We start from the raw sequence: 24,966 nt of genomic DNA, 5'->3' as shown, positions 1-24,966 counted from the left end.
CATGGCCCGAATTGGCAAGGACAAGCGGGAGGCGAAATACCGCTCACGCGCCCCAGCGGGACCAGAATCCGCGCCAGCCGCCCGCCTGGGCTTTGGGCGTGCCGATTTGTTCCGTAAATTCGTCGCTTGGGCCGTCGTCGTCGATCCCGGGATCGTCCGGTGCGCGGACGATCGGGATGACGGTCTGGGTCGGCGCCGATGCGGGCTTGCTGAGGTCGGCCCGGGTCCGGAAGACCGGCGTCGGCGCCGGCGGCGATGATTCGGCGGGCGCCGGAGCCGGATTCGCCGGCTCGGCGGGCGTGACGACCGGCTCGTCGACCTTCGCAGTTTGCTCCCCAGTCTCCTTGGCCACTTCCTTGGTAGCCTCCTTCGCGGCGTCCTTGGCCTGAGGGGGTGAATTGTCCTGCGCGGCCGGTGCCGGCAGCGGGGCCACCTCCGGCGGTTCCACCGCGGCTTCGCTGGGAGCGGCGGTCACCCGCTTCGGCGGCGGAGCGGCCAGCATGGCTTCCTCGAAGGCCGAGGATTCGAGCGTGGGGCCCTTGTCCGAGGGCAGGCTCGCGACCGGCGCCTGCCACTGGAACGCATCGAGGCGGCCGGTGACCGGGGAGACCGGACGCCAGCGGTCGCTGACATAGCCGTCCGCGGTCCAGGCGGGATCGAGCCGGGCGCGCACCGCGCGCAAGGTCCAGGCGCGGGCGCGGCCGCCGTCACCATGCTCTGTGCGCTCGATCTCGGCCATCAGCAGCGCGACGCGCTGGGTCGGATCCTTGAGATAAGGCGCGAGCACCTCGCGCGCGCGGGCGAACTCGGAGGCCTCGATCGCAGCACGCGCGATCGCGAGCTGCCCTTCGACATAACCGGGCTTGTCGGCGGGGGTCTTCGCGGCGAGAGTTTCTACCCGCTGCAAGCGGTGCCATGCGGAATCGCCGAGCTTCACATGCGCATATGCGTCCGCGAGATCGGGATGCGGATTGGAGAGCCAGGCGGCTTCCACCAGCTTCATGGCGCGGCGCACCTGATGCGCCTCGCTCTCGAATTTTGCCGCGAGCACGGCCGCCGGCACCAGGGTCGGCGCGAGCTTGACCGCCTCCAGCACGCTCTCGCGCGCGACGTCGCGGTCCATCGTTTCCAGCTCCAGCGCACGCGCGGCGAGCAGCACACCGCGCTGCCGGCGATAGGTCTGCTTGTCGATCAGGCCCGCGGACAGATTCGAATCGAGGATCGCGAGCGCGCCGCTCCAGTCGCCGCGCGCGCAGCGGAAGCCGAGCACCGCGTGCGAGGCCCAGGTCGCGGACGGCGACAGCTTGATCGCTTCCTCCGCGATCATCACGGCGCCGACCGCATCATCGGCGCGCTGCGCCTCGATGAAGAGACCGCGCAGGCCGAGCAGCCGCGTGTCCTCGCGTTCGGCCATGGCGCGGAAGACGCGTTGCGCCTCGTCGCGATTGCCTTCGAGCTGCGCCGACTGCGCGTGCAAAAGCAGTGCGAGCGGATCGTTCGGTGCATGCCGCCGCGCCGCCTCGGCGTGCCGGCGCGCGAGCGCGGAATCGCCGTGGCCGATCGCGAGCAGACCATGGGTGATGGCATGACGGCCGCGGGCATGACGCTTGTCATGACGGCGGCGGCGCAAGCGCCCTGGCATGCGCCAGATCGTCGTCAGGATGCTCCAGACCAGCACGACGGAAGCGGCGAAAAGGCCGAGCAAGAACACGAACCTCGGCAGCGTCGTCGAGATGCGGAAGGTGCCCGCGGTCAGGACGAGGTCGCCGGACTGGTCGGCGACCCAGGCCGCGCCGGCCGCCGCCAGTGCGATCAAGACGAGAAAGAGGACGATGCGAAGCATGGCGATCCCTATACGCGCCGATTGTTGCGCGAATCTTATTGAGTAGATTTGGCGAGATCCGCCATGGCATCGTCGGCGAATTTGCGGGACGCGGCGAGCGCGGCGTCGCGGGCGTCGGCTTTGTCGAGCCAGGCCTGCGCCGGAGCACGATCAGCCTCGGGCAGCGTCTTCAGCTCGCGCCGCGCTTCGGCGAAATCGCTGCGGAGCGCCGCCGCCGTGACGCGCGTCACGATGGCGCCGCGATCGTTGCCGACGCCATCGGTGCGCTCGATCCGCACGAGCTTTGACGCACCCGCCTGGAGCCGCTCGACAATGCCGGCTTCGCTCGACGGAGCTTCAGCCGGCGGCGACAGCTTCGGCACGATATTGAGGAGCTCGCGGCTCAGCGCCGCCGATGTCGGGATACCGGACGATGCAAACGCCTCGAGCGGTTTGAGCATGTCGGGCTTGGTCGCCAGCGACCGCGCCGCGGCCAATTGCGATTGATAGGGATCGCCGTGGCGAACGGCAACGTCGAGCAGGGACGCCGCCACCACATAGCGGAGCGGCTTGTCGTCCATCGTCTTGGCCTCGGCGATCTTCTCGCCCTGCTGCGCAAGCTCGGCCCGCTCGGTCTTGCTGGCGCGCTCGAGCTGAGCGATGCGGTCGATGAGCGCGGCAAGATCGGGCGCGGCACTCGGCGACGCGGATTTCGCGTCGTTCAGTGCGCTCGCCGTCTTATCGAACTGTGCGCGCAAATTGGCGATGTCGCCGCGCAGTGCGCTCGCCGCTTTCTCCAACGCGTCGATCCGCGCGACTTGGGCCGGATCGGCCGCCGGCCTCGCGGCCCTGGCTTCGACCGCGGCAACGCGTCCGCTCAGCGCATCGACGGTCGCACTGGTGACCTGCGGCGCGGCCGGCGGGGCCTGCACCGCGGGCCAGCCCAGCATCCAGCCGACTGCGATCACGACCGCAGCCGCGGCAACGCCGGAGAACGGCGCGATGACCCAGGGCGAAATCGGCGCCGATACAGGCACCGCCGCGGAGGCCTGCTGCTCTGCAGATTCGGACTGAGGCTCGGCCTTGACCTGTTCCGAGCCGGGCTCTTCCACCCTGGCCTGCTCCTGCGCGACATGCTCGGATGCCTCGGACTCGCCCGCGACCTGCTGCGGCTGGGTCGAGACTTCCGTCGCCTCGAGGTCGATGGTGGGCGGGGTGCGCTTGGCACGACCCGGATCGGGCGCCAATCCAGCGTCTTCAGGCTTGTCGTCGGCCATCGTGACGGTTCCTCACACTTCCATACCAGGGATGGATTAGATTGCGTCGGATTCGGCCCGACCTTTACGCCAAACGGGTCCGCAACGCACGCTCCAAGGTGTCGAATAAGGCAGTTTCGTCCGGCGTTGCGGCCACCAGAACCTGTGACGCGCCGGCATCGCGCAGCACGCCCGCAACGGTCTCGGACAGGCAGCAATGCGGGATCGCCAGCGCCGAAATTTCGACACCTTCGTCCCGCGCCGCATCGAGGAACGCACGTGCGCTGCGCCGGGAGTAGTGCAGCACCGCCTCGATCCCGTGGGCGGCAAAGCCCTCGCACACCTCGCGCGGCAGATGCTTCACCGGCGCCATGCGGTAGGTCGTCTGCGTCACCACGCGGAAACCTCCCGCGCCGAGCTCGCCGCCAAGATCGCGCGACAGATCCGCGCCCGCCAGATACAACAGCGCGCTGTTTTTCTTCAGCACCTTGTCGCGCGCGCTCTGCATCACCTTGTCGCGCAAGGACGCGGCGTCGCCCCCGGCGACGATCACCTTGGCAAAACCAGCCTCTCGCGCCGCTGCAGCCGTATGTTCGCCGACCGCGAACAATGGCAGCTCCAGCAGACCGAGGTCCGGCAATTGCGGCGCTATAGCGCGAATCGCGTTGGCCGAGGTGACGAGAACGGCATCATAAGAAACTTCGCTCTCGCCTTGGAAGGCGACCGGCTCGAGCTTGAGCGCCGGCGCAAGCAGTACCGTATGCCCGCGCGTACGCAGATTGTCCGCCGTCGCCGCATTGTCGGGATGCGGCCGTGTGACAAGAATGGACATCGCTGCTGTTCCCGGACCATTTGGCGGTGACGCATTGACCAGAACCGCTGCGCGTGACGATTGCGCAAGCCGACCCCGGGATGCTACCGGACGTACCAGAACTCTGCTTTATGGATGAGCGCAAGGGCGCAAATTGGATAACAATTCGCCAATGCTGGTGCTGGGCATCGAAACCACCTGCGACGAGACCGCCGCGGCCGTGATCGAACGCGCGGCCGACGGCAAGGGCAAGATCCTGTCCAACATCGTGCGGTCGCAGATCGAGGAGCATGCCCGCTTCGGCGGCGTGGTGCCGGAGATCGCCGCGCGCGCGCATGTCGACGTGCTCGATGGGATCATCGACCGCGCCATGAACGAGGCCGGCATCGATTATGCTCAGCTCGACGGCGTCGCGGCGGCCGCGGGGCCCGGGCTGATCGGCGGCGTCATCGTCGGACTCACCACCGCGAAGGCGATCGCGATGGTGCACGACACGCCGCTGGTCGCGGTGAATCATCTCGAAGCGCATGCGCTGACGCCGCGTCTCACCGACGGCATCGAATTTCCCTATTGCCTGTTCCTCGCCTCCGGCGGCCATACCCAGATCGTCGCAGTCACCGGTGTCGGCCAGTATGTGCGGCTCGGCACCACGGTCGACGACGCCATCGGCGAGGCCTTCGACAAGGTCGCGAAGATGCTGGGCCTGCCCTATCCCGGCGGCCCGCAGGTCGAGCGCGCGGCGGCAGGCGGCGATGCCACGCGCTTTGCGTTTCCCCGGCCGATGCAGGGGCGCCCCGATGCCAATTTCTCGCTGTCGGGACTGAAGACGGCGGTGCGCACCGAAGCGAGCCGGCTGGCCGAGCTCACGCCGCAGGACATCAGCGATCTCTGCGCGAGCTTCCAGGCCGCCGTGCTCGATTCAACGGCCGACCGGCTGAGCGTCGGCCTGAAGCTTTTCCGCGAGCAGTTCGGCGCACCGCGCGCGCTGGTCGCCGCCGGCGGCGTTGCCGCCAATCAGGCGATCCGCGGCGCGCTTGACGATGTCGCGAAGCAGGCCGGGACGCAGCTGATCATGCCACCGCCCGCGCTGTGCACCGACAACGGCGCCATGATCGCCTGGGCCGGCGCCGAGCGCCTGGCGCTTGGCCTGACCGACACGATGGACGCGCAGCCGCGCGCACGCTGGCTGCTCGATGCCAACGCGACGGCGCCCGCGGGCTACGGCAAGACTCGGGCGGGATTCTAGGGATGACCGCGTTCCAATCCGTCGCAGTGATCGGCGCGGGCGCCTGGGGTACGGCGCTGGCGACGGTGGCGGCGCGAGCAGGGCGAAACGTGACGCTGTGGGCACGCAATGCCGAGCACGCCGCGCGGATCGCATCGACGCGCGACAATCCGCGGCTGCCCGGGATTCGGATCGTGCCTGAGCTCGTCGTGACGAGCGATCTGGCGCTCGCCGCGCGTGCCGACATGCTGCTGATTGCGACGCCGGCGCAACATTTGCGCGGTGCGGTCAACATGCTGGCCTCGCACATCACGAAGGCGGTGCCGATCGTCGCCTGCGCCAAGGGTATCGAGCACGGCACCCATAAGTTCATGACCGACGTGATCGCCGAGGCCGCGCCGCACGCGCAGCCGGCGATCCTGTCGGGGCCGAGCTTTGCCGACGATGTCGCACGCGGCCTGCCGACGGCAGTGACCCTGGCGGCAAGCGATGAGGCGCTCGCCAGCAGCCTGGTGCAGGCGCTGGGCTCGCCGACATTCCGCCCCTATCACTCCACCGACATTCGCGGCGTCGAGATCGGTGGCGCCGCAAAGAATGTGCTGGCGATCGCGGTCGGCATTGCGATCGGGCGCAAGCTCGGCGCCTCCGCGCAGGCTGCGCTCACGACCCGCGGCTTTGCCGAGCTGACGCGCCTCGGCCGTGCGCTCGGCGCACGCAGCGAGACGCTCACCGGCCTGTCGGGCCTCGGTGATCTCATTCTGACCTGCTCGAGCCCGCAATCGCGCAACTTCGCGCTCGGCCTCGCGCTCGGACGCGGCGAGCAGCCTCCCGCCGGCAAGCTCGCCGAGGGCGAGTTCACCGCCCCCGTGCTGATCGAGCTCGCCGCTTCGCAAAACATCGAGTTGCCGGTATCTGAGGCGGTCGCATCGATCCTGAGCGGCAAAAGCACGATCGATGCCGCGATCTCGGCGCTGATGACGCGCCCCTTCAAGGCAGAGGAATAAGCATGGCGTACTGGCTCGTGAAATCCGAACCGTCGGTGTGGTCCTGGGACCAGCAGGTTGCGAAGGGCGCCAAGGGCGAGGCCTGGACCGGCGTGCGCAATTTCACCGCCCGTCAGAACCTCGTGAACATGAAGAAGGGCGACAAGGCGTTCTTCTATCATTCCAACGAGGGCAAGGAGATCGTCGGCATCGCCGAGATCATCAAGGAGGCCTATCCCGATCCAACCGACAAGACCGGCAAATTCGTCTGCGTCGACATCAAGGCCGACAAGCCCCTGAAGACGCCGGTGACGATGGCCGCGATCAAGGCGGAGAAGAAGCTCGCGGATATGGCGCTGGTGAAATATTCGCGCCTCTCCGTGCAGCCGGTGACGGCAGAGGAGTGGAAGCTCGTCTGCAAGATGGGCGGGATGTAGTTACGTCGTTTCGTAGCCCGGATGGAGCGCAGCGCAATCCGGGAAAGTCTCGATTGAAGCCCGATCCCGGATTACGCTTCGCTCCATCCGGGCTACGATATCCGGGCTTGCGACTCCTCCAGCGCAAACACCTCGCACGGCGCGGCAATGCCGCGCAGCTCATGCGTCCCAAGCGCAACCAGCGGCATCTCTGTCTCGGCGGCGAGCGCGCCCGACACCAGCACCGTCCGGCCCAGCGGCTTGCACAATCCCTCCAGACGGCTGGCGAGGTTGACGGCGGGGCCGATCGCGGTGAAGTCGAGCCGGTTCGCGGCGCCGATATTGCCCCAGAGCATCTCGCCGAGATGGAGCGCGGCGCCAAACGACAAAGGCGGCAGCCCTTGCGCGCGGCGCTCCTTGTTGAGATACGCCATCCCGGCTTCGGCTGCGCTTGCCGCGCGCAAAGCAGCGTCACAGGCGCTGCGCGGGGACGCCTCGAGCACCGGAAAGATCGCGAGCACGCCGTCGCCGATGAATTTCAGCACCTCGCCGCCGAAGGCGTGAACCGCGCCGGCGATGCGATCGAACCAGGCATCGAGCGCCGCAATGATATCGGCCGGCGGTGTCGTCTCCGACAGGGTCGTGAAATTGCGCAAATCCGCATAGAGCAGTGCGGCCTGGATGGTCTCGCCGAGATCGCGGCGCAGAGGCGCCGCCAGTACCCGCTCCGCGCTGCGCGTGCCGAGGTAAGCATCGAGCGTCGCCCGCAAGGTCGCGCGCGCGGCGAGGAGGGCCAGCGGCGTTGCGGCGAAACGCGCGGCCTGACGCAATTGCTCGATCTCATCCGCCGTGAACGGACGCGGCCCGATCCAGCCGAGCAGCGGGCCATCGGGCTGTCCGGCGACATCTTCATGCACATCGCCGCCGGCGATATCGCGCAGCCAGCGGCGGCCGGCGTCGTCGGGTGGATCGGGCGCGAGGCCGCCCGGCGCGAAGCCGAGCGCTTCGATCACCTGGCCGCTGTCGGCACGCCACAGCCAGGTCCGCTTCGCGATCAGCGGATGCGGCACCTCCAGCGTCAGGGCGCCTGCCGCGAGCGGCACGCCATCGGCGGCCAGATGCGCGCCGAGCTCCGCGAGCAGGTGGTCGGCCCCGCGACAATCCGAGGCCGCGTCGAGGAGCCAGGCGAGGGTCGGGGAGAGCTGCATGAGGCGATCATGGCGAAACAGGGCCGTCTTTGCCACGGACAATCCTTGACGGAGCGCAGGGCCGCCGCCATGTCCCATCGTCAGACCAGGGATGATTGCCGATGCCCGAACCCTTCATAGTGCGACGCGAGACCCAGATCGCGGCCCCGCGCGCCACTGTCTTCGCCTACCTCACCGACCCCGAAAAGATCCTGAGCTGGATGGGCTCCGACGCAACCACGGAGCCTTATCCCGGCGGGCTCTACCTGCTCAAGGGCGTCAGCCCGGACGGCGCCGCCGCCCGCGGCGCGTTCCGCGAGGTCGTGCCGGTGCATCGTCTGGCCTATACGTTCGGCTGGGAGGGTGGTCAGGAAGTGCCGCCCGGCTCGAGCCTGATCGAGATCGACCTGATCGAGCAGGACGGCGGCACGCTGCTGCGCATGACCCATAGCGGCCTGCCGAACGAAGCGCAGGCGGCCGCTCATGCAACGGGTTGGGCGCACTACCTTAAGCGGCTCACGATCGCAGCCGCAGGCGGCGACCCGGGTCCTGACAAGGGTGTGTCAGATAAGAAGTAGCTCTCGTAGGGTGGACAAAGGCGCGCTCTTCGCGCCGTGCCCACCACCCGTCACCATGGGCAAATGGTGGGCACGCTTCGCTTTGCCCACCTTACGAGAGCGGCGCTTCGTTACACTGCCGCGGTCGCCACCACCTGCGCCAGCAGCTGCTCGCGCCTGGCCTGCGAGCGCTGACCCGTCATGGTCGCGGCGAAGCGCTCGAGGATGCCCTCCTCGAAGGCGGTGACGATGGTGTCGTGGACGTAGCTCTTGCGGCAGATCGCCGGCGTGTTGGAGAGCTGGTCGGCGGCGGCGCGGATCGCATCCAGCACCTGCTTCTTGCGGCCGCGCTGGCTGCTCGCCGGCGTGATCCGCGACAGCGATTCCACCACGACGGCGGACGCCATCAGCGTGCGGAAATCCTTCAGGGAAATCTTGATGCCGGCGATCTCGCGCAGAAACGCGTTCACCTGGGTGGTGCTGACCGCGCGCACGATGCCGGAGGCATCGCGATACTGGAACATGCGCTTGCCGGGAACGCTCTGCAAAATGCCGATGGCGCGCACCAGCTTGGCGGCGTCGCACTCCTTGCGCACCGCCTTGCCGCCCTTGGCCTTGAAGGTCAGCACGAAACAATCGTCTTCCAGCGTGACGTTTGACTTCAGCAGCGTGGTCGCGCCGCGGGTGCCGTTGAGGCGGGCGTAGGATTCGTTGCCGGGGCGGATCGCGGTGCGCGCGATCAGCTCGATCACGGCCGAGAGCGCGAACTCGCGCGTCGGCTGGTCCCCTGACAGGAACGCCGAGACCTTGCGCCGGATTTTCGGCAGCGCGCCGACGAGCTTTGCCAGGCGATGCGCCTTGCGCTGCTCGCGGACCTTCTCCCAGTCGGCGTGGTAGCGGTATTGCAGCCGGCCCGCGGCATCGCGGCCGACGGCCTGCAGATGCGAGTTCGGGTCGGCGGAGTAGCGCACCTCGCGATAGGCCGGCGGCACCGCCATGGAATGCAGCCGCCGGATGGTGCGGGCGTCGCGGATATGCGCACCGTTGGGGCGGACGAAGGAATAGCCCTTGCCGCGCCTGATACGACGGATGGTCAGCTCGTTCTGGTCGCCGAGCCGCAAGCCGAGCTCCTTGGCGAGGGCCTCGACCGTCGCCGCAGGCGCCGTGTCGTAGGTCTTCTTGGGGCTCGGGCGCCTGAATCCACCCGGTTTCGGCCATTGTCCGAGGGCCTTGGCTAGGGCAATGGCTGCAGGATCGGCTGAAGCGGGCCGTATCGTCCCGAGATTCTGCTGATCCATCATGGTCTTACGCCTTAGCCCTGTCCTGTTGTCGATCAATGCCGCTGTTGTGATTTTTGTTCCGAGGAGTCTCTTTGGACCCGGGTTGGCCATTTAGGGTGTTCCGAACACGATTGCGAGTCCCGAATCAGTGAGAAGAGGTTACTAAATACCTCTCCTCGCCGCATGGGGGCTCTGCGGTCTCTGTTCTGGCGGTTTGGGTAGAGAGCCGGAAGGTGCCCGTCGGCCCTATTTCAGATTTGCGACAGTGGGCCTTCCGGACCTTGATCCTCCGCATGGCCGGCTGCCCGCCGAAGGTCCAGCTTGTGCTCCTTGTCCGGTCCGGTTAGCCCGACGCATAATCCATCAAATGATGCTGTCGGCATTGCCTTAGCTTGCCGCATGTGGAGGGAAGCATGTCCGAGAAGATCTACGATATCCCCGCGGAGTGGGCGAAGCGCGCCTGGATCGACCAGGCCAAGTACAAGGAGATGTACGCCCGCTCGATCTCGGACCCGAACGGTTTCTGGGCGGAGCAGGCCAAGCGCATCGACTGGATGAAGGCGCCGACGAAAATCGAGAACGTCTCGTTCGCGCCGGGCAACATCTCGATCAAATGGTTCGAGGACGGCATCCTGAACGTCGCCTACAATTGCATCGACCGGCATCTCGCCAAACGCGCCAACCAGACCGCGATCATCTGGGAGGGCGACGATCCCTCGCAGTCCAAGCACATAACCTACAAGGAGCTGCATGACGAGGTCTGCCGGATGGCCAACATCCTGCGCACCCGCAACGTCGGGAAGGGCGACCGCGTCACCATCTACCTGCCGATGATTCCCGAGGCCGCCTATGCAATGCTGGCCTGCGCGCGGATCGGCGCGATCCACTCCGTGGTGTTCGCGGGCTTCTCACCTGACAGCCTCGCCCAACGCATCAACGACTGCCAATCCAAGGTGATCATCACCGCGGACGAAGGCCTACGCGGCGGCAAGAAGGTGCCGCTGAAGGCCAATGTCGATGCGGCGCTTAGCAAGGCCGACGGCGTCGACTGGGTCGTCGTGGTCAAGCGCACCGGCGCCAAGGTCGACATGAACCCCACGCGCGACCTCTGGTACCACGAGGCCGCGGCGATGGTGACCACGGAATGCCCGGTCGAGCACATGCACGCCGAGGATCCGCTGTTCATCCTCTACACGTCGGGCTCGACCGGCCAGCCCAAGGGCGTGCTGCACACCTCCGGCGGCTATCTCGTGTTCGCCTCGATGACGCATCAATACGTCTTCGACTATCACGACGGCGACATCTACTGGTGCACCGCCGACGTCGGCTGGGTCACCGGCCACAGCTACATCCTCTATGGGCCGCTCGCCAACGGCGCGACCACGCTGATGTTCGAGGGCGTGCCCAATTATCCGGATAATTCGCGGTTCTGGAACGTCATCGACAAGCACAAAGTCAACATCTTCTACACCGCGCCGACCGCAATCCGCGCGCTGATGCAGTCCGGCGACGAACCGGTGAAGAAGACCTCGCGCGCCTCGCTCCGCCTGCTCGGCTCGGTCGGCGAGCCCATCAATCCCGAAGCCTGGGAGTGGTATCACCGCGTCGTCGGCGACGACCGCTGCCCGATCGTCGACACGTGGTGGCAGACCGAGACCGGCGGCATCCTGATCACGCCGCTGCCGGGCGCGACCAAGCTGAAGCCCGGCTCGGCGACGCAACCGTTCTTCGGCGTGGTGCCTGAGATCGTCGATGCCGACGGCAAGGTGCTGGAAGGCGAGACGTCAGGCAATCTCTGCCTGACGCGGTCCTGGCCCGGCCAGATGCGCACGGTCTACGGCGACCACGCCCGCTTCGAACAAACTTACTTCTCGACCTACAAGGGCAAATACTTCACCGGCGACGGCTGCCGCCGCGACGCCGACGGCTATTACTGGATCACCGGCCGCGTCGACGACGTCATCAACGTCTCCGGCCACCGCATGGGCACCGCCGAAGTCGAGAGCGCGCTGGTCGCGCATGAGAAGGTGTCGGAAGCCGCCGTCGTCGGCTTCCCGCACGACATCAAGGGTCAGGGCATCTACGCCTATGTCACCCTGATGGCCGGCGTGCAGCCGAGCGACGAGCTGCGCAAGGAGCTCGTCACCTGGGTGCGCAAGGAGATCGGCCCGATCGCCTCGCCCGACCAGATCCAGTTCGCCCCGGGCCTGCCCAAGACCCGCTCCGGCAAGATCATGCGCCGCATCCTGCGCAAGATCGCCGAGGACGAGCCGGGCAGCCTCGGCGACACCTCGACGCTCGCCGATCCCGCCGTTGTCGATGATCTCGTCAAGAACCGGCAGAACAAGAAGTCGGCGTAAGGCGAGTTCGTGCCCCGGACGCGGCGCAGCGCTCCTTCAGCGGTGCGCTGCTGAGCCGGGGCCCATCTAAACGTCAGAACGTGTAGCTTCCTGGATCCCGGCTCTGCGCAGCAGCGTTTCACGCTGCAGCGCATCCGGGACACGCGATTAGTTTTCGCGTCAGCGCGCCCTCTCAACCAACGGCCATTCACACCCTCACGCTTTTGTCAGCGGGCGCGGCAGCGCGCCTGCATCTTTCCCGCCGAGTGTTGTTTTCAGGTCATTTACTTTATTTCGAACATTTTCTTTGTTCCCCCTGCTGGCCGGCCCTCGGCAGCCGCGGCTGGAAACCATTGGGTTAACGGGCGCGGTTAAGGATGAGCATTGACGAGGGCTTGGTGCGGCGACGATTGCCGGTTCTGCGTCATTTTGGACGATCCGTTTTGGGCAAGGGGAAGCATCGATGTCGATGAGGATTGCGGTGGCGCTGGCCGCCACCATCGCGGCTGGGGCCTTGACGTCGACGGCGGCGCAGGCGCGGCCGGAAATGGTGGGGGCGCACCTGGCCGACTATTCGCCGGGCACCATCGTGGTCAAAACCAGCGAGCGGCGGCTTTATCTCATCCTCGGGAACGGCCAGGCCGTGCGCTATCCGGTCGGCGTCGGCAAAGCCGGCAAGCAGTGGGCCGGCACCACGAAGATCGACGGCAAATATCTCAATCCGGCCTGGGCGCCGCCCGCCGAGGTGAAGCGCGACAAGCCTGGTATCCCCGACGTCATTCCGGGCGGCTCGCCGCGCAACCCGATGGGCGTTGCGGCGATGACGCTCGCCGGCGGCGAATATGCGATCCACGGCACCAACGTGCCGGGCTCGATCGGCGGCTTCGTCTCCTATGGCTGCATCCGCATGCTCAACGACGACATCACCGATCTCTACGGCCGCGTCTCCGTCGGCACGACGGTGGTCGTGACGCGCTGATCGCCTGAATCAGCCGAGATGAAATGAAAGGCCGCGTCTTCGACGCGGCCTTTTTATTGCCAGAACCGCCAGCCGCGCGCGCACCAGCCGTCGCGATGGCCGCCATTGTAGCTGCGCACGAAGCCGCCGGCGAGCAGTGCCGCCGAGACGTTCGCAGTCCGCCGGGTCGCGACGTCGGCGAGGACTCGGCCGTATTTGTCGGGAGCGAGATTGGTGATGGTCACGCCGCCCTGGCCGAGCAGATCGCGCAAGGCACGGGCCGCAGCTTCGGCCTTGTCCAGCTCCTCCTGGCAGGATGCTTTCAGTTCGGGCGCATCGATGCCGCGCAGCCGAATGCGGACCACAGGATCGCGTCCCTCGTGCAGACGAACACGGGCGAGAAAAGTGTCGCCATCGATGGCGCGGATGAATTCGACCGGACGCACATCCGCGTGGCCGGTCTGCTGAAGAACGATCTCGGCATCTCCATTGCGATCGGTATCGCGAACAAGCCAGTGCGTTCCATGACGGAATGTGAGCACGACGGCCAGCGCGATGCCCACCACGAACATCCAGGGCAATAGGCCGGAGAGGCGGCGGCCGAACGGCGAGCCGCTGAACTGCGGCCGGTAGGAATTGGGGCGATCCTGGAAACGCATCAACTCACGCTATGTCTGAGTCGGGGGAACTCACAAGCACGAGCGTGTCCATAAACGACGCCGAATGCGCCGGAGGCCATGCACGAAAGTTCCGTCTGTCAAGGAGGTCAGCCGTAGTTCTACTGGGAATCCGCGAATATTTTCCAATTCTCAATCATTGGTTGCGAATAGCTATTGATACGACAAACCGAGGGGAGATTGCCGTGGGGTCATTCGGGTTTCGCATTGGAACAAAGCTCGGCATCGTGACGGGCGTGAGCGTCTTGCTGGTCGGCGGCATGCTGACCAATCAGATGCTCGGCAACCGCTCCATTGCCGAATCCAATCGCCTCGTCACAATTAACTATCTCAACAAGGGCAATGCGCAGGCGGCTCAGACGGCGATGGCACGCGCGCAGCTCGCCGCTCTCGAACTCGGCTCGGCACCGTCAGCCGGAGAGGTCGACAGGCTCCTCGAGCTTCTCCGTACCCGGGCCGGCGAAGCCGGCACCGAAATCGATGCCGCGAGAGAGCGGGCGACCCGCAAGGTCACACAGGACGCTTACCGCGAGGCCAAGAAGTTCGTCGATGCGTATCTGGCCAGCGGCGTCGAGCTCGCCGCGGCGCAAAAGGCGGTCATCGCCGCCCCCGCGGGTGGCGCCAAGCTTGCAGCAGAGTCGGCCAAGGCAAGTATTCTCGCAGAGCATATGCGTCCGGCAGCGCAGGAAGTCAGCAAGCGCGTCGACGATCTCGTCGGCGTCGCCAACGAATTCGCCGCGCGCCGCAAGGGCGAGATGCTGGCCGAGTTGGACCGCGTCGCCAATTTCGCTTTGATCGTCGGCCTATTCGTCGTCCTGACGTTGGTCGGCTCCGCAGTCTTTTCCGTCTTGAACGTCGCCCGTCCGATCCGTCGCATCGGCGATGTGCTCCTGCAGCTCGCCGGAGGCAACAAGGCGATCGAAATTCCCTACACCCGCCGTGGCGACGAGGTCGGCGACAACGCCCGCGCGGCACAGACCTTCAAGGACAATCTGATCCGCATCGAGCAGATGGAAGCCGAGCAGAAGAACCATCAAGCCGCTGCGGCCGCTCAGCGCAAGCAGGAGATGACGCGGCTTGCCAACGCGTTCGAAACTGCGGTCGGCGGCATCATCAACTCGGTGTCAGCCGCATCCCAGGAGCTCGAATCCGCGGCCGGCACGTTGTCGGGTACGGCCGAACAAACCCAGCAGCTCTCCGGAATGGTCGCCGCCGCCTCGGAGGAAGCCTCGACCAATGTCGGTGCCGTGGCGTCCGCGGCCGAGGAAATGAGCACGTCGGTCGTCGAGATCGGCCGTCAGGTGCACGATTCCAGCCGTATCGCCGGCGATGCGGTCAAGCAGGCCGAGCGCACCGATGCCCGGATCAACGAGCTGCTCAAGGCGGCGGGCCGCATCGGCGACGTCGTCAAATTGATCACGGCGATCGCCGAACAGACCAACCTCCTGGCGCTAAACGCAACGATCGAGGCGGCGCGCGCCGGCGAGTCCGGCCGCGGCTTTGCGGTCGTGGCGAGCGAGGTCAAGGCGCTCGCGGCGCAAACCGCGCGAGCGACCGAGGAAATCAGCGCGCAGATCGCCGGCATGCAATCGGCAACGCAGGACTCCGTCGGAGCGATCAAGGAAATCGGAACGACCATCGGCCGCATCTCCGATATTTCCACGACCATTGCCGCGACGATCGAACAGCAGGGCGCAGCGACGGCCGAGATTGCGCGAAACGTCAGCGAAGCCGCCAAGGGAACGGTCGAAGTCGCGGACAAGATCGCCCAGGTCAGCCATGGCGCGAGCGCGACCGGCGCGGCGTCGGGACAGGTGTTGGCGTCGGCGCGTTCACTGTCGAGCGAAAGCAGCCTCCTGAAGACGGAGGTCGAGAAGTTCCTCAGCACCGTGCGCGCTGCGTAATGCACAACGAAGCCGCGAGCACGATTGCCGTGCTCGCCGGACATTCATGAGGCCCCGGGATTTCCCGGGTTTGACCGGGGTCGTAATCAACAGTAGGTTGAACATTGAGCCGTAAGCAACTCGCTTGCGGAACCTGTTCAGCGAGTCCCCCGCCATGAATATCGATGCGTCGTCCCCCGATTCGCTCGAGCGAATCGCCGAACTCGTTCGTCGGCAAGATAGTTCTCTCGACACCACGCTGCTTCCGCCGGTGGAGGGGTTCCAAACCAGGACCGTCGCGCTCGAAACACTGATGCGCGAGGTGACGGAGTGCCTGGCGGACGGCTTCCGGCATCGCTCGCCGCAAGACTTTCCCATGCTCTATTTTGCATGCGGCAAGGCGCGCGTCGGATCGACGGCCCTGAGCAATCTGTTCGGCATGACCGGGATGCCTTCCTACTATCAGCCTTTGAAGGCCATGCTGCGCGATGCGCTCGTCGGCAAGAGGCCGGCGCCGTGGGCCGTGCCGTCGGCAGACGACGAGCCGCACATCTTCAGCAAGGAAACGATCGGGCCCTACGTGCTCGCCGAGAGCCTGTTCAATCCGCTCAAGCTGCTGATCGAGGCGGGCTATCCGCGGCACCGGCTGCATCTCATCATGCTCGACCGTGAGCCGGCGAGTTCACTGGCATCGTGGCTCGACAAGCTGATCTCGCGCGCGCCTGAAGATGTATTGCTGCGGCACTATGTCGTCGCCGCGCTCAGCGCGGCTCAAGTCGCAAGCTACGCCCAGCGACAGGGCGTTGCCGTCACTCACTACGTCTACGAGGTGAGCAAGGAGGCCGTGTCCTCGGTTCGTGTCCTGTTCGAACGGATCGGCCTTTCGGGCAGCTTCAACGAGAATGCCGTGACGTCCTGGCGTGAGCCGGGAGACTCGCACGCGAACAATGCGCGCGTCATCTTCCCGAGCGAAGCGACGATCTACAAGGTGCCCAATTTGCACACCTCCGACAGTGCCTATCGCTACCAGCGCCGTGCGACGGCCTCTCTGAGCGAAGCGCAACGCGAAGCTCTGGAGCGCTGCGGGGTCAACGATGCCTATCGCGTCGCGGTCGCCGCCTGTGTTCGCGATCTCGGCCTGAATGCGGCACTGTCGCAACGTCTGTTCGGCGACTGGTTTGCTGCGGCTGCGTGATGGTCATGCTGGACGTTCCCACCGGAGCCGATTCCGCACTCCGTGAAGGTGCTGGCGGCAAGCAGCGTCACGTCGCCAGCCACCTCCGCCGTCTGGAGGCGGAAAGCATCCACATCCTGCGAGAGACGGCGGCCGAGTTCCGCAAGCCGGTCATGCTGTATTCCATCGGGAAGGATTCCTCGGTGCTGCTGCATCTGGCGATGAAGGCCTTCGATCCCGGCAAGCCGCCGTTTCCGCTGCTGCATGTCGATACGACCTGGAAGTTTCGCGAGATGATCGCGTTTCGGGACCGACGCGCGCGCGAGCTCGGTCTCGACCTGATCGTCCATACCAACAATGACGGATTGAGCCAGGGAATCGACCCTTTCACCCACGGCTCGGCCCGCTACACCGACGTCATGAAGACGCAAGCGCTGCGACAGGCGCTGGACTTCCACGGCTTCGACGCCGCGATCGGAGGCGCGCGGCGCGACGAGGAGAAGTCGCGCGCCAAGGAGCGCGTGTTCTCGCACCGCAGCGCTGCGCATCGCTGGGATCCGAAGAACCAGCGGCCGGAGCTGTGGGGCCTCTACAACACGAGGCTCGCGCCCGGCGAGAGCATGCGGGTGTTTCCGCTGTCGAACTGGACCGAGATCGACGTGTGGGACTACATCCTGCTCGAGGACATCCCGATCGTTCCGCTCTATCTCGCAGCGTCGCGCCCGGTGGTCGAGCGCGACGGAGCATTGATCATGGTGGACGACGACCGGATGCCGCTGCAGCCCGGCGAGGAGCCGCAATCGCGCTCCGTCAGGTTTCGCACCCTCGGCTGCTATCCCCTCACCGGTGCAACGAGCTCGACGGCGGCAACCCTGCCCGAGATCGTGCAGGAGATGATGGCGTCGCGCACCTCCGAACGACAGGGACGCATGATCGACCGGGACAGTCCCGCATCGATGGAGCGCAAGAAGGCGGAAGGTTATTTCTGATGTCCTATCACGAGGCACCGGCGATCGCCGCCGCCGATGCGCCGCAGCTCGAGCAAGACGATCGCCCGACGTTGCGTTTCGTCACCTGCGGCAGCGTCGACGACGGCAAGAGCACGCTGGTCGGTCGGCTGCTCTACGATTCGAAGACGCTGCTCGACGACCAGCTCGACGCGCTCGCCTCGGAGAGCAGGACCGCCGGCACCACCGGCGGCGACCTCGACTTCGCGCTGCTGGTCGACGGGTTGCAGGCCGAGCGCGAGCAGGGCATCACCATCGACGTGGCCTACCGCTTCTTCGCCACGAAGCTGCGCCGCTTCATCGTCGCCGACACGCCGGGACATGCGCAATATACGCGCAACATGGCGACCGGTGCCTCCAATGCTGATCTCGCCGTGGTGCTGGTCGACGCGCGCAAGGGCGTTATCACGCAGACGCGGCGTCACAGCCACATCCTGTCGCTGCTCGGCATCCGCCACGTCGTGCTCGCCGTGAACAAGATGGACCTGATCGGATTTGACGGCGATCGCTTCGCTTCCATCACCGCCGAATACCTGACTCTGGCCGGTCAGCTCGGGATCTCCCAGGTCCAGTGCATCCCGGTCGTGGCGCCCGACGGCGACAACATCGTCGCCGCGAGCACGCGCATGCCCTGGTACGAGGGACCGACCGTTACGGCCTATCTGGAATCCGTGGACGTGGCCGGGGACACCTCGCAGCAGCCGTTCCGGCTGCCGGTGCAATGGGTGAGCCGGCCGCATGCGGATTTTCGCGGCTTCTGCGGACGGATCACGAGCGGAACGATCTCGGTGGGCGATGCCGTTCGCGCGCAACCGTCGGAACACCAGACCCGCATCGCGCGCATTCTCACGCCCGCCGGCGAGCGCAATCACGCAAGGTCGGGCGAGTCCATCACCCTAACGCTCGCCGATGAGATCGACGTCAGCCGCGGCGACGTGCTGACCGCCGGATCTGCAGCGCCGGTGTCGGATCAGCTTGCGGCCCATCTCGTCTGGTTCGATGGCGAGGCCATGGTCGCCGGCCGGCGCTATTTGCTCCGGTGCGGTACCGCCTCGACCGGCGCGGTGATCACGGAACTCAAGCACCGGATCGCCATCGACACCATGGCGCGGGAAAGCGCCGCCACGCTCGACGTCAATGAGATCGGCTATGTCCATCTCGATCTCGACCGCCCGCTGGTGTTCGAGGCCTATCGCGACAACCGCGAGATGGGCAGTTTCATCCTGATCGACCCGATCAGCCATCGCACTGCCGCGGCGGGAATGATCGACATGTCGCTCCGCTGCGCCACCAACGTTCATTGGCAGCGGCTTGCGGTCGACAAATCCGTGCGAGCCCGGCTGAAGCAGCAACGGCCCTGCGTGCTCTGGTTCACGGGGCTGAGCGGCGCCGGCAAATCGACGATCGCCAATCTCGTCGACAGCCGGCTCGCCGAGCTCGGGCGCCATGCCGCGTTGCTCGACGGCGACAATCTTCGTCACGGCATCAACCGCGACCTCGGCTTTTCCAACGCGGAGAGAACGGAGAACGTCCGGCGCGTCGCGGAGATCGCGGGGCTGTTCGTCGAGGCCGGCTTGATCGCGCTGGTGGCGCTGATCTCGCCGTTCCGCAGCGAGCGGGAGCTGGCGCGCCAGCGGCTCGAAGCGGGCGAGTTCATCGAGGTCCATGTCGCGACGCCGCTTGCCGAATGCGAGCGCCGCGATCCCAAGGGGCTCTATCGCAAGGCTAGGTCGGGCCAGCTACCGGCATTCACCGGCATCGACGCCGCCTATGAAGCGCCGCTGGCGCCCGACATCACCATCGACACCTCGGAGCTGTCGAGCGAGGCGGCCTGCGAACGCATCATCCGCTACTTGCGAGCGCACAACTACCTGTGACGACCGGGACGAGATCTGCCGGCGTTATCCAGCCGCTCCGACTGCAAGCTCAGAAGTCGGAAGCGATGCCCCTGCGCTCCCAATCGCCGTAGCGGGTGGGCTCAGGCCCCTGCGGCCCCTGCAGCTCCTTCGCCTTGGTCTCGTTCTTGGCCTCATCCTTGGCCTTGGCGGCCGCAGCCTGCCGGCGCGCCTCAGCCTCGGCCAGCGCGCGCTGGGCAGCCGGCGACAGCGGCTTGCGATCGGGAACGGGGTCACTCATCGCCGCGCTTTCTAGCGCAGGACCGCGCACAACGCGATGCCCAATAACGCATTCCTGAAATCGGCTCGGAGCGCTGAAAAACCCGCAAGCGATTCTTACATTTGGCATATTCGCGTGTCAGAGATCGCCTTCTCAAGGCATGCGCCCATCGCGGCGGAACTGCCGCTCGTTCAGAACCTTGCTGCCGCATGCCATCTCAACGTTTCGTCCCTCCGTCCGAAGTGCCCGGCCTTGCGGCGCGACGGATTGCCGCCGACATCGTCGACGGCGTGCTGCACAAGCACCGCACGCTCGACGACCAGCTCGACGGCGGCGGTGCCCATCCCGGACTGAAGACGCTGGCCGACCGCGACCGCGCGCTGATGCGGCGCCTGGTCGCCACGGTGCTGCGCCGGCTCGGCACGCTCGGCCATGTGCTGTCCCGCCTGCTCGACAAGGGCGTTCCCTCCGACGCGCCACGCGCGCAGAGCGCACTTTTGATCGGCGCCGCCCAGATCCTCTGGATGGACGTGCCGGATCACGCCGCGGTCGATCTCTCCGTCCGCCTCGTGCAATCCGACCGCCGCGCCGCGCGCTATGCCGGGCTCGTCAACGCCGTGCTGCGCCGCTGTGCGCGCGAGGGCAAGGCGCTGGTCGAGGAGGTCGCGACGCAATCGCTGGATCTGCCGCCATGGCTGCTCGCGCGCTGGAGCGCTCATTATGGCGAGGCGACCGCACGAGACATGGCATCGGCGCTCGGCCACGAGCCCTCGCTCGATCTCACGGTGAAATCGGATCCCGCCCAATGGGCAAGCCGCCTGCATGGTGAGATGCTGCCGACGGGAACGGTGCGGATGCTGCTGCATGGTGCGGTAACCATGCTGCCCGGCTTCGCCGAAGGACAATGGTGGGTACAGGACGCCGCCGCCGCGTTGCCCGCCCGGCTGTTCGGCGATGTCAAAGGCAAGTCCATTGCCGATCTCTGCGCCGCCCCTGGCGGCAAGACCGCGCAGCTGGTGCTCTCGGGCGCGCAGGTCACGGCGATCGACCGCTCGCCGGCACGGGTGGCGCGTTTGCGCGAAAACCTGGCGCGGCTGTCGCTGCAGGCCGAGACCGTCGTCGCTGACGCCGTGGAATGGGCCGGCCCGGCGGAGGCGTTCGACGGTATTCTGATCGATGCTCCCTGCACCTCCACCGGCACGATCCGCCGGCATCCCGACGTCGCATGGCTGCGGCAGGACTCCGACATCGCTACCCTGGCCGCGCTCCAGCAGCGGCTGCTGCGCAAGTCGGTGTCGCTGCTCAAGCCGGGCGGGACGCTCGTCTATTGCACCTGTTCGCTGGAACCGGAGGAGGGCGAGCAGGCGGTGGCGGCACTGCTCGCCGCCGAGCCCGCGCTTCGCCGCGCTCCGATCGTGGCATCGGAGGTTGCGGGCCTCGACGAAATCCTCAACGGGGACGGCGACCTGCGCACCCTGCCCTGCCATCTGCCGAACGCCGATCCCAGGCTCGGCGGGCTCGACGGATTTTTCGCGGCCCGGCTCGTTAAATCCTGATTTTGCACTGGATTTTGCGACCACGAGCCTGATTCGCGCCGTTCAAGGTGGTGTCAGGCGTCCGATTTTGGGATTAATAAGGATTCGTCACTGATCCTCTCCCCCATCAAGGCAAGGCGTGTCGGTCGCTCAACGCAGACGTATCTCGACGCTGGTCATGAACCGCTTCGCGCGGAACATGCTCGCGCGCGCGAGCGGCGGTTCCGTTGTGCTGTCGCGGGTCTGGCCCGGCCGCACCGACCGGCTGATCATCGCGCCGCATGACCTGCGGACCGCGGATGCGACTCGCGCTGCCGAGATCTATGCCGGTCGCTTCGTCTTCGCCGGCAAGATCGTCAATTGCCACGGCCGCTCGATCTTCGACCTCGAGCCGCCGTCGGAGGATTGGGAGGTTGCGCTGCTCGGCTTCGGCTGGCTGCGGCACTTGCGCGCCGCCGATACGGCGCTGACGCGGGCGAATGCGCGCGCGCTGATCGAGGACTGGATCTCGAATCCCGCCAACAAGCGCCGCCCCGTCGCGCGCCGTGCCGACGTGCTGGCGCGGCGCGTGATCTCGCTGCTGTCGCAGGCGCCGCTGGTGCTGAGCGAGACCGACAACAAGTTCTACCGCCGTTACTTGCGGGCGCTGGCGCGCGAGATCCGCTTCCTGCGCTATACCATGGTCGACATTCCGGACGGGGTGCCGAAGCTGCAGGTGCTGATCGCGCTGTGCTATGCGTCCCTGTGCCTCGCCAACCAGACGCGTCACATCCGCAGCGCCTCCAAGAAGCTGTCCGACGAATTGCAGCGGCAGATCCTGCCCGATGGCGGCCACATCTCGCGCAATCCGGGGGCGCTGATCGAGCTCCTGATCGACCTCTTGCCGCTGCGGCAGACTTTTGCCGCGCGCAATATCGCGCCGCCGCCGGCGCTGCTCAATGCGATCGACCGCATGATGCCGATGCTGCGCTTCTTCCGGCACGGCGACGGCAATTTCGCCCTGTTCAACGGCATGAGCGCGACATCGTCCGACCTGCTCGCCACGCTGCTCGCCTATGACGACACCCACGGCGCGCCGATGGCGAACATGCCGCATACCGGCTTTCAGCGCCTCGATGCCGGCCAGACCACTGTGATCATCGACACCGGCCCGCCGCCGCCGGCCGGCGTCAGTCACGACGCCCATGCCGGCTGCCTCTCGTTCGAATTGTCGTCCGGCATCAGCCGCATCGTCACCAATTGCGGCATGCCGACCACCGGCCGCGACAATTGGCGGCCGTTCGCACGCAGCACGGCGGCGCATTCGACCCTGACCTATCACGAGACGTCGTCATGCCAGTTCGTCGAGATGTCGGCGATGAAGCGGCTCCTGCACGGCGCGCCCGTCACCAGCGGCCCGGTCGAGGTCGAGAGCTATCGCGAGGTCGTGCAGAACGGCACGCTGCTCACGACCTCACATGACGGCTATCTCGCCAAGTTCGGCGCGATCCACCGCCGCGTGCTGATGATCGCCAATGACGGCGCGCGCATCGACGGCGAGGACGCGCTGTCGCCGCCGCAGGGCGGACGCTTCAAGGGCGCCGATGCCGATTTCGCGCTGCGCTTCCATCTGCATCCCGCAGTGAAGGCAAGCCGGCTGTCGGATGCGCGCGGCGTCATGCTGGTGCTGCCGAACCGCGACGTCTGGACCTTCGAGGCATTGGACGACAAGGTCGATCTCGAGGACAGCGTATTCCTGGCCGGCAATGACGGCCCGCGCCGCACCGCCCAGATCGTGATCCGTCAGAACGCCCGCCAGGCCCCCTCGATCCGCTGGAGCTTTGTCCGCTCCACCGCCTCGCCCGCAGTGACCAATGCCCGCCGCAACGCCCGGCGCGAGCCGGAACTTCCGTTGTAAACAGGCGCGATCCGGCCCTATCTACCCGTTGAGAGCGACGCCAAAAGCTGCTATCGAGCGCTCGCTCGCGCGACTGGCGACCTTGGATGGAGCACCATCGGGAAGCGCGGGACATATAAGCCGCGCGCCTGGGCATAGACACTCCCTGAACAGAGGATCTTGCTCATGACTGACCATCCCCGCCGCGTCACCCGCGCCCTTCTCTCCGTCTCCGACAAGACCGGCCTAATCGAGTTCGCCAAGGCGCTCGCCGCGCACGATGTCGAGCTGGTCTCGACCGGCGGCACCGCGAAAGCGATCGCCGCGGCCGGCCTTAAGGTGAAGGACGTCTCGGAGCTCACCGGCTTCCCCGAGATGATGGACGGCCGCGTCAAGACGCTGCATCCGAAGGTGCATGGCGGCTTGCTCGCGATCCGCGACAACAAGGACCATGCGGAGGCGATGCAGGCGCACGGCATCGCGCCGATCGACCTGCTCGTCGTCAATCTCTATCCGTTCGAGGCCACCGTCGACAAAGGCGCGGGCTTCGAGGATTGCATCGAGAACATCGACATCGGCGGCCCCGCGATGATCCGCGCCGCCGCCAAGAATCACGACGATGTTGCCGTCGTGGTCGAGGCGCAGGACTATCAGGCCGTGCTCGACGAGCTCGCCGCCAACAAGGGCGCGACCACGCTAAAGCTGCGCCGGCGGCTCGCCGCGAAGGCCTATGCCCGCACTGCGGCGTATGACGCCGCGATCTCGAACTGGTTCAACCGTCAGCTCGAGATCGACGCGCCCGACTTCCGCGCTTTCGGCGGCAGGCTGATCCAGTCGCTGCGCTATGGCGAGAACCCGCACCAGACCGCCGCCTTCTACGCGACGCCGGACAAGCGCCCCGGCGTCTCCACCGCGCGGCAGCTCCAGGGCAAGGAGCTCTCCTACAACAACATCAACGACACCGATGCCGCCTATGAATGCATCGGCGAGTTCGACGCCAAGCGCACCGCGGCCTGCGTCATCGTCAAGCATGCCAATCCCTGCGGCGTCGCCGAAGGTCCGAACCTCGTCGAGGCCTATCGCAGGGCGCTGGCCTGCGATTCCACCTCGGCCTTCGGCGGCATCATCGCGATGAACCGCGCCCTCGATGCCGATACCGCGCGCGAGATTACCAAGATCTTCACTGAGGTCATCATCGCGCCCGACGCCAGCGAAGAGGCGATCGCCATCATCGGCGGCAAGAAGAACCTGCGCCTGCTGCTCGCCGGCAGCCTGCCCGATCCGCGTGCGCCGGGCCTGACCGCCAAGACGGTGGCCGGCGGCCTGCTGGTGCAAAGCCGCGACAACGCCGTTGTCGACGACATGACGTTCAAGGTCGTCACCAAGCGCGCGCCGACGGATGCGGAGATGCGTGATCTGAAGTTTGCGTTCCGGGTGGCAAAACACGTCAAGTCCAACACCATCATCTACGCCAAGGATCTCGCCACCGTCGGTATCGGCGCGGGTCAGATGAGCCGGGTGGACTCAGCGCGGATCGCCGCACGCAAGGCGCAGGATGCTGCCAGCGAGCTGAAGCTCGCCGAACCGCTCACCAAGGGTTCGGTGGTGGCCTCGGATGCATTCTTCCCGTTCGCCGACGGCATGCTCGCCTGCATCGAAGCCGGCGCCACCGCCGTGGTGCAGCCCGGCGGCTCCATGCGCGACGACGAGGTGATCAAGGCCGCCGACGAGCACGGCATCGCCATGGTGTTCACGGGAACGCGGCACTTCAGGCACTGAGTTGCTGTCATTCCGGGGCGCGCGAAGCGCGAACCCGGAATCCATTGTGCAGGGTCCCATGCGGAGAAATGGATTCCGGGCTCGCG

At 66.5% G+C, this 24,966-nt stretch carries 20 protein-coding genes and 1 riboswitch; of the genes, 13 read left to right on the top strand and 7 right to left on the bottom strand.

Features of this window, described 5'->3' with window-relative positions; all coding sequences use genetic code 11:
* Positions 1-43: 43 nt before the first annotated feature.
* From I6F33_RS22675 to I6F33_RS22665, 3 genes are all read right to left on the bottom strand, one after another.
* A complete protein-coding gene (locus tag I6F33_RS22675) occupies positions 44-1,843 on the bottom strand; it encodes a heme biosynthesis protein HemY (protein WP_225144197.1) in 1,800 nt (599 codons plus the stop codon).
* Between the two features lie 35 nt (positions 1,844-1,878).
* On the bottom strand, positions 1,879-3,099 hold the full coding sequence (locus I6F33_RS22670) for a COG4223 family protein (protein ID WP_036024221.1): 1,221 nt from the start codon (positions 3,097-3,099) through the stop codon (positions 1,879-1,881).
* Positions 3,100-3,163: 64 nt separating this feature from the next.
* Positions 3,164-3,910, bottom strand: a complete 747-nt coding sequence (locus I6F33_RS22665) for a uroporphyrinogen-III synthase (RefSeq protein ID WP_225144196.1) — start codon at positions 3,908-3,910, stop codon at positions 3,164-3,166.
* Positions 3,911-4,067: 157 nt separating this feature from the next.
* Between I6F33_RS22665 and tsaD the strand changes: the two genes are divergently transcribed.
* From tsaD to I6F33_RS22650, 3 genes are read left to right on the top strand one after another with little or no spacing between them, the layout of a single operon-like run.
* Positions 4,068-5,135: a tRNA (adenosine(37)-N6)-threonylcarbamoyltransferase complex transferase subunit TsaD gene (tsaD, locus tag I6F33_RS22660; protein WP_225144219.1), complete on the top strand. Its 1,068-nt coding sequence runs from the start codon at positions 4,068-4,070 to the stop codon at positions 5,133-5,135.
* Between the two features lie 2 nt (positions 5,136-5,137).
* Positions 5,138-6,118 carry an NAD(P)H-dependent glycerol-3-phosphate dehydrogenase gene (locus tag I6F33_RS22655; RefSeq protein WP_225144195.1) on the top strand — a complete coding sequence of 327 codons (981 nt, stop codon included), beginning with the start codon at positions 5,138-5,140 and terminating at the stop codon, positions 6,116-6,118.
* Between the two features lie 2 nt (positions 6,119-6,120).
* Positions 6,121-6,534, top strand: a complete 414-nt coding sequence (locus tag I6F33_RS22650) for an EVE domain-containing protein (protein WP_225113176.1) — start codon at positions 6,121-6,123, stop codon at positions 6,532-6,534.
* Positions 6,535-6,626: 92 nt separating this feature from the next.
* On the opposite strand, the gene I6F33_RS22645 is transcribed toward I6F33_RS22650, so the two are convergent.
* On the bottom strand, positions 6,627-7,721 hold the full coding sequence (locus tag I6F33_RS22645) for an adenylate/guanylate cyclase domain-containing protein (RefSeq protein WP_225144218.1): 1,095 nt from the start codon (positions 7,719-7,721) through the stop codon (positions 6,627-6,629).
* Between the two features lie 101 nt (positions 7,722-7,822).
* On the opposite strand from I6F33_RS22645, the gene I6F33_RS22640 reads away from it, so the two are divergent.
* Positions 7,823-8,278 (top strand): SRPBCC domain-containing protein, encoded by a 456-nt coding sequence (locus tag I6F33_RS22640; protein ID WP_225144194.1) that lies wholly within the window; start codon positions 7,823-7,825, stop codon positions 8,276-8,278.
* Between the two features lie 110 nt (positions 8,279-8,388).
* Here the strand turns inward: I6F33_RS22640 and I6F33_RS22635 are convergent, their stop codons facing one another.
* Positions 8,389-9,558, bottom strand: a complete 1,170-nt coding sequence (locus tag I6F33_RS22635) for a DNA topoisomerase IB (protein ID WP_225144193.1) — start codon at positions 9,556-9,558, stop codon at positions 8,389-8,391.
* Positions 9,559-9,950: 392 nt separating this feature from the next.
* On the opposite strand from I6F33_RS22635, the gene acs reads away from it, so the two are divergent.
* Together acs and I6F33_RS22625 are read left to right on the top strand one after the other, a co-directional pair.
* Entirely contained in the window at positions 9,951-11,897 is a 1,947-nt protein-coding gene (gene acs, locus I6F33_RS22630) for an acetate--CoA ligase (RefSeq protein WP_225127929.1), read from the top strand.
* Between the two features lie 442 nt (positions 11,898-12,339).
* Positions 12,340-12,855, top strand: a complete 516-nt coding sequence (locus tag I6F33_RS22625; protein WP_036024233.1) for a L,D-transpeptidase — start codon at positions 12,340-12,342, stop codon at positions 12,853-12,855.
* 53 nt (positions 12,856-12,908) lie between these two features.
* On the opposite strand, the gene I6F33_RS22620 is transcribed toward I6F33_RS22625, so the two are convergent.
* Entirely contained in the window at positions 12,909-13,493 is a 585-nt protein-coding gene (locus I6F33_RS22620) for a thermonuclease family protein (protein WP_036024234.1), read from the bottom strand.
* A 203-nt stretch (positions 13,494-13,696) separates the two neighbouring features.
* Here I6F33_RS22620 and I6F33_RS22615 point away from each other — a divergent pair, with 203 nt between their 5' ends.
* The 4 genes from I6F33_RS22615 to cysN all read left to right on the top strand — a co-directional run bounded on the left by I6F33_RS22615 (position 13,697) and on the right by cysN (position 19,452).
* A complete protein-coding gene (locus I6F33_RS22615; protein WP_225144192.1) occupies positions 13,697-15,415 on the top strand; it encodes a methyl-accepting chemotaxis protein in 1,719 nt (572 codons plus the stop codon).
* Positions 15,416-15,569: 154 nt separating this feature from the next.
* Positions 15,570-16,589, top strand: a complete 1,020-nt coding sequence (locus tag I6F33_RS22610) for a sulfotransferase family protein (protein WP_225144191.1) — start codon at positions 15,570-15,572, stop codon at positions 16,587-16,589.
* A gap of 5 nt (positions 16,590-16,594) precedes the next feature.
* Positions 16,595-17,557, top strand: coding sequence for a sulfate adenylyltransferase subunit CysD (gene cysD / locus I6F33_RS22605; protein ID WP_036024260.1), 963 nt, complete (start codon positions 16,595-16,597; stop codon positions 17,555-17,557).
* On the top strand, positions 17,557-19,452 hold the full coding sequence (cysN, locus tag I6F33_RS22600; protein WP_225144190.1) for a sulfate adenylyltransferase subunit CysN: 1,896 nt from the start codon (positions 17,557-17,559) through the stop codon (positions 19,450-19,452). Before cysD ends, cysN begins: the two co-directional genes overlap by 1 nt.
* A gap of 49 nt (positions 19,453-19,501) precedes the next feature.
* On the opposite strand, the gene I6F33_RS22595 is transcribed toward cysN, so the two are convergent.
* Complete coding sequence (locus I6F33_RS22595; RefSeq protein ID WP_225144189.1) at positions 19,502-19,711, bottom strand: DUF1674 domain-containing protein; 210 nt, start codon at positions 19,709-19,711, stop codon at positions 19,502-19,504.
* Between the two features lie 188 nt (positions 19,712-19,899).
* Between I6F33_RS22595 and I6F33_RS22590 the strand changes: the two genes are divergently transcribed.
* From I6F33_RS22590 to purH, 3 genes are all read left to right on the top strand, one after another.
* A complete protein-coding gene (locus I6F33_RS22590; protein ID WP_109141989.1) occupies positions 19,900-21,246 on the top strand; it encodes an RsmB/NOP family class I SAM-dependent RNA methyltransferase in 1,347 nt (448 codons plus the stop codon).
* 157 nt (positions 21,247-21,403) lie between these two features.
* The gene (locus I6F33_RS22585) at positions 21,404-23,122 is read left to right on the top strand and encodes a heparinase II/III family protein (RefSeq protein WP_036038852.1); all 1,719 of its coding nucleotides are present in this window, start codon (positions 21,404-21,406) and stop codon (positions 23,120-23,122) included.
* A 59-nt stretch (positions 23,123-23,181) separates the two neighbouring features.
* Positions 23,182-23,263, top strand: a riboswitch (ZMP/ZTP riboswitch).
* Positions 23,264-23,287: 24 nt separating this feature from the next.
* Complete coding sequence (purH, locus tag I6F33_RS22580) at positions 23,288-24,880, top strand: bifunctional phosphoribosylaminoimidazolecarboxamide formyltransferase/IMP cyclohydrolase (protein WP_225144188.1); 1,593 nt, start codon at positions 23,288-23,290, stop codon at positions 24,878-24,880.
* Positions 24,881-24,966: the final 86 nt, after the last annotated feature.

Origin of the sequence: Bradyrhizobium sp. BRP20 (assembly GCF_020194215.1) — a bacterium.
GTDB classification, from domain to species: Bacteria; Pseudomonadota; Alphaproteobacteria; order Rhizobiales; family Xanthobacteraceae; genus Bradyrhizobium; species Bradyrhizobium yuanmingense.
The sequence above is the reverse complement of the archived record's forward strand: the minus strand, read 5'-3'. Positions and strand labels throughout refer to the sequence as shown.

What these genes read in the sequence shown, in the direction of transcription:
- I6F33_RS22675 (WP_225144197.1), bottom strand. Translation starts at nt 1,843, where the DNA reads ATGCTTCGCATCGTCCTCTTTCTCGTCTTGATCGCACTGGCGGCGGCC.
- I6F33_RS22670 (WP_036024221.1), bottom strand. Translation starts at nt 3,099, where the DNA reads ATGGCCGACGACAAGCCTGAAGACGCTGGATTGGCGCCCGATCCGGGT.
- I6F33_RS22665 (WP_225144196.1), bottom strand. Translation starts at nt 3,910, where the DNA reads ATGTCCATTCTTGTCACACGGCCGCATCCCGACAATGCGGCGACGGCG.
- I6F33_RS22655 (WP_225144195.1), top strand. Translation starts at nt 5,138, where the DNA reads ATGACCGCGTTCCAATCCGTCGCAGTGATCGGCGCGGGCGCCTGGGGT.
- I6F33_RS22650 (WP_225113176.1), top strand. Translation starts at nt 6,121, where the DNA reads ATGGCGTACTGGCTCGTGAAATCCGAACCGTCGGTGTGGTCCTGGGAC.
- I6F33_RS22645 (WP_225144218.1), bottom strand. Translation starts at nt 7,721, where the DNA reads ATGCAGCTCTCCCCGACCCTCGCCTGGCTCCTCGACGCGGCCTCGGAT.
- I6F33_RS22640 (WP_225144194.1), top strand. Translation starts at nt 7,823, where the DNA reads ATGCCCGAACCCTTCATAGTGCGACGCGAGACCCAGATCGCGGCCCCG.
- I6F33_RS22635 (WP_225144193.1), bottom strand. Translation starts at nt 9,558, where the DNA reads ATGATGGATCAGCAGAATCTCGGGACGATACGGCCCGCTTCAGCCGAT.
- acs (WP_225127929.1), top strand. Translation starts at nt 9,951, where the DNA reads ATGTCCGAGAAGATCTACGATATCCCCGCGGAGTGGGCGAAGCGCGCC.
- I6F33_RS22625 (WP_036024233.1), top strand. Translation starts at nt 12,340, where the DNA reads ATGTCGATGAGGATTGCGGTGGCGCTGGCCGCCACCATCGCGGCTGGG.
- I6F33_RS22620 (WP_036024234.1), bottom strand. Translation starts at nt 13,493, where the DNA reads ATGCGTTTCCAGGATCGCCCCAATTCCTACCGGCCGCAGTTCAGCGGC.
- I6F33_RS22610 (WP_225144191.1), top strand. Translation starts at nt 15,570, where the DNA reads ATGAATATCGATGCGTCGTCCCCCGATTCGCTCGAGCGAATCGCCGAA.
- cysD (WP_036024260.1), top strand. Translation starts at nt 16,595, where the DNA reads ATGCTGGACGTTCCCACCGGAGCCGATTCCGCACTCCGTGAAGGTGCT.
- cysN (WP_225144190.1), top strand. Translation starts at nt 17,557, where the DNA reads ATGTCCTATCACGAGGCACCGGCGATCGCCGCCGCCGATGCGCCGCAG.
- I6F33_RS22595 (WP_225144189.1), bottom strand. Translation starts at nt 19,711, where the DNA reads ATGAGTGACCCCGTTCCCGATCGCAAGCCGCTGTCGCCGGCTGCCCAG.
- I6F33_RS22590 (WP_109141989.1), top strand. Translation starts at nt 19,900, where the DNA reads ATGCCATCTCAACGTTTCGTCCCTCCGTCCGAAGTGCCCGGCCTTGCG.
- I6F33_RS22585 (WP_036038852.1), top strand. Translation starts at nt 21,404, where the DNA reads ATGAACCGCTTCGCGCGGAACATGCTCGCGCGCGCGAGCGGCGGTTCC.
- purH (WP_225144188.1), top strand. Translation starts at nt 23,288, where the DNA reads ATGACTGACCATCCCCGCCGCGTCACCCGCGCCCTTCTCTCCGTCTCC.